Source organism: Thermosynechococcus sp. OHK43 (genome assembly GCF_014466085.1).
Lineage (GTDB): Bacteria > Cyanobacteriota > Cyanobacteriia > Thermosynechococcales > Thermosynechococcaceae > Thermosynechococcus.
The window spans coordinates 1-3,085 of sequence record NZ_JACOMP010000165.1 but is presented as its reverse complement, the minus strand read 5'-3'; the positions used below and the strand labels follow the sequence as shown (position 1 = coordinate 3,085).

Below are 3,085 nucleotides of genomic sequence, written 5' to 3'. Positions count from 1 at the left end.
GGGCCCGTACTTGGACAAGCACATAACCGGGAAAAACTTTTTCCTCAATGGTTTGCCGCGAGCCATCTTTTTTGATTTTGATGACCGGGGTTTGGGGAATTTCAATGCGAAAGATGCGATCGGCCACATCCAGCGTATGGAGCCGCTGCTCGATGGTGCTTTTCACTTTTTTTTCGCAGCCAGAGGCGACTTGGACGGCATACCAAAATCGTTTGACCTTACCAGCTTGCTCCTCTTCGGACACTTCAACGGTATCGTCAAGAGGATCGCTTAGATCAGAATGATCAGTAAATTCACTCACCATAGGCGCGTACTCGTAGAAATCTTTGGCTGTCTAAAAAATCAGTGTGGCCAGCCAACGAAAGAGTTCATCCACTAGGTAGATGACAGCAGCGGAAAGGGAAACAATGAGAATGACTGCGGCAGATTCGCCAATCAGGCGTTGGCGATCGGGCCACACCACTTTGCTGAGTTCTTCCTTGGTTTCGCGGAAAAACTCGGTTAGATTAAAGCCACTAGTGGGCTTTTCGCCTTCGGTACTCTTGCTCACGGCGGCACTCCATTGGGGCGGGGCAGCCCGTTGCTACCCGTTTAATTCAGCGCGATTTATCATCATAGCAGGTTTCTTCTCTTTAGGAAATCCCCATGTTTGACTGCTTGCGATCGCGCACCCTCACAACGGCTATGGGTGAGGTGGCCTACGTGACGAATGATTTCAGCCCGGCGAACCCTGCCCGGCCGCCTCTATTTTTTTGGCATGGCTTTGGCGGTGGCTCGAGCCGCTATGAGTGGTCGGCGGTTTATCCAGCCTTTGCAGCCGAGTATTCCCTTTTTGCTTTGGATTTGCCCGGTTGGGGAGCCTCTGAGCATCGCGATCAACCCTATACGGTGGCGGCCTATGTGGATCACTTGCTGGAGTGCCTTGGCCAATTGACGGCAGAACCGGCGGTGGTGATCACGTCTTCACTGACGGCAGCCTTTGCCATCCAGGGGGCGATCGCCCATCCCCAACGCTTCCGTGGCCTCATTCTCACCTGCCCAACGGGTTTGAGTGATTTTGGCCAAGATTACCGCCAAACTCCCCTTGCCCAGATTGCACGCCAACCCTATGTGGATATAGTCTTTTATCGCCTTGGCGTGGCCAATTCCCTGAGTGTGCAATCCTTTATGGCTCATCAGCAGTTTGCCCGACCTAGCCGCATCAGCCCCGAAATGGTTGCCACCTATACCCAAGTGGCACAGTCACCGGGGGCAGAGTTTGCGGCACTGGCTTTTGTGCGCGGTGATCTCTGCTGCGATCTCAGTCGCTTCTTGCCCCATTTGACGGTGCCGACCTATATTGTTTGGGGAGAGCAGGCAAAACTCCCTCCTCTGAGGGTAGGTCAACGCTTGGCACAGTTAAACCGGGAGGCGATTCGTGCCTTTGATGTGATTCCAGAGGTGGGACTAACGCCCCAGCTGGAGTGCCCGGCGGTGATGATTGGCTGCATCGATCGCTATCTGAGCCAATTGAGGTAACTGCTCCCCGCTGGGGCACTTTGAATTTTGGATACCACTGCCCTCAATACCTGAATTGCCCTAGGGAAGGAAACCTAGGGCCGACGCTGGGCATTAGCAGTGGCGGGTAGGGTGGTGCCATAGACACGGGGGCGATCGCCCTGGGCCAATTGGGTGCTGCCTTGGGTATCCACTGCCCAAATCGTAACTTTGGGATTCCCCATTGTTTGGGTTTGAAAGAGCACCCGTTGCGGATCCGTTGTGCTCCAGCCGAGGAGGGTGGCAAAGTCGTATTCCTCAGCGGTAGGATAAACTGTGGCCACATGACCCACCCCCGCCTGCCAAATCCATGCGCCGTCGCTTATTAAATCCGTGGCAAAGAGCCCACCGACCTGTCGCACCAAAAGACGATTGCCCGTTGCTGACCAACCGACAGGAACCAGCACCGCAATCAGACCTTGGCCTGGGGGCACCTCTGCCAAAAATTCAGGCGGCATTTCCTTGAGACTTTCAATCTGCTGTTGGCTGCCGCTCTGGCGATCGCGAATTTCAAGAACGCTCACCAGTTGTTGCCGTTGCGCCTCGGGATCAGCCCTAAAGTAGAGGGTGGCCTGTGCTACATAGCGGCCATCGGGAGAGAGATATTGGGGGGTCTGTTGTGTGAAGCGGAGGGGTTTCTTGGCTTTTACAGCGGCAGCGTGGCCGTCCTCAATCCATTTCCAAGGGAGCGGGAAGGAACTCTGGAGGGGATCCGCCACAACAGTTTCTACAGGTTGATCGGGGGCAGGGGGTCGTTGGGATTGGGCAAGCATCACTGGGGCGATCGCGAGGGCGGTCAGTATCCCACAGACTGAGGAGAGCAAAAAGCCCCGCCAGGGCTCAAATCGGGTTACCATGAGGTCACTCCCCTTAAATAAAATTTTTTATTGACAGTTTGGTTAAATGAATGACGACGGCTCCTCACACCTCCAGCATAGCAATTGGCCTAGGCCGATCGCCAGCAAATTAACGAATTTTTATGGCCTTGACAAAATTAATCAAAGAATCTCGTAACTATTTACATTCACTGGCAGTCATCGAGATTCATTCCCAGTGGTTTCCCCTCACCTCCCCCTCCCTCAAAGATGCAGGGACGACTCCCTATGCCGTGAATGTTAAAGGTCATCTGGCGTGGCCCAAGGGTCGGCACTCCCTGTGGTTGGGGCAGCGGATCAGTGTACCGGCGATGGTTCAAGGCTATAGCGTGGCGGGCTTAACTCTACGCCTTGATCTCACGTGGTGGGCAGATCAGGCCACGGTGTATGTCAATGGCCAGGCGATGCATCGGGGGGATTTATTCGATCATTCGGTGAGTCTTTGCCTAGGGGAAGCCGTAACCCCTGGCCAAACCTGGGATGTGGTGTTGCATCTCATCAGTCCCAGCCACGATGACGGTGCTTTGGTGAGATCCTGCCTGCGGTTTGAATCGTCCACGGGAGTTGACCCCGACTTTGTTGCCGCTGAGTTGAACATTTTGGAGATTTTTGGTGACACCCTCAACTTAGAACCCCTTGAACTGCTGCTGAAGGAAATTCTAGAAAGTCAAGGG

The 3,085-nt window shown here is 54.3% G+C and carries 4 protein-coding genes and 1 pseudogene; 2 read left to right on the top strand and 3 right to left on the bottom strand.

The features are described 5' to 3' along the window. The coding region (locus H8Q75_RS06985; protein ID WP_297040981.1) for a transcription termination/antitermination NusG family protein at positions 1–304 on the bottom strand (304 nt) is incomplete at its 3' end. Between the two features lie 30 nt (positions 305–334). Then, entirely contained in the window at positions 335–550 is a 216-nt protein-coding gene (gene secE / locus H8Q75_RS06980; RefSeq protein ID WP_024123924.1) for a preprotein translocase subunit SecE, read from the bottom strand. Between the two features lie 95 nt (positions 551–645). On the opposite strand from secE, the gene H8Q75_RS06975 reads away from it, so the two are divergent. Further along, positions 646–1,518, top strand: a complete 873-nt coding sequence (locus H8Q75_RS06975) for an alpha/beta hydrolase (RefSeq protein WP_024123925.1) — start codon at positions 646–648, stop codon at positions 1,516–1,518. A 74-nt stretch (positions 1,519–1,592) separates the two neighbouring features. Here the strand turns inward: H8Q75_RS06975 and H8Q75_RS06970 are convergent, their stop codons facing one another. Continuing rightward, complete coding sequence (locus H8Q75_RS06970) at positions 1,593–2,393, bottom strand: hypothetical protein (protein ID WP_024123926.1); 801 nt, start codon at positions 2,391–2,393, stop codon at positions 1,593–1,595. Between the two features lie 122 nt (positions 2,394–2,515). Between H8Q75_RS06970 and H8Q75_RS06965 the strand changes: the two are divergent. Further along, positions 2,516–3,085: pseudogene (locus H8Q75_RS06965) on the top strand (alpha-mannosidase); the annotation flags it as partial.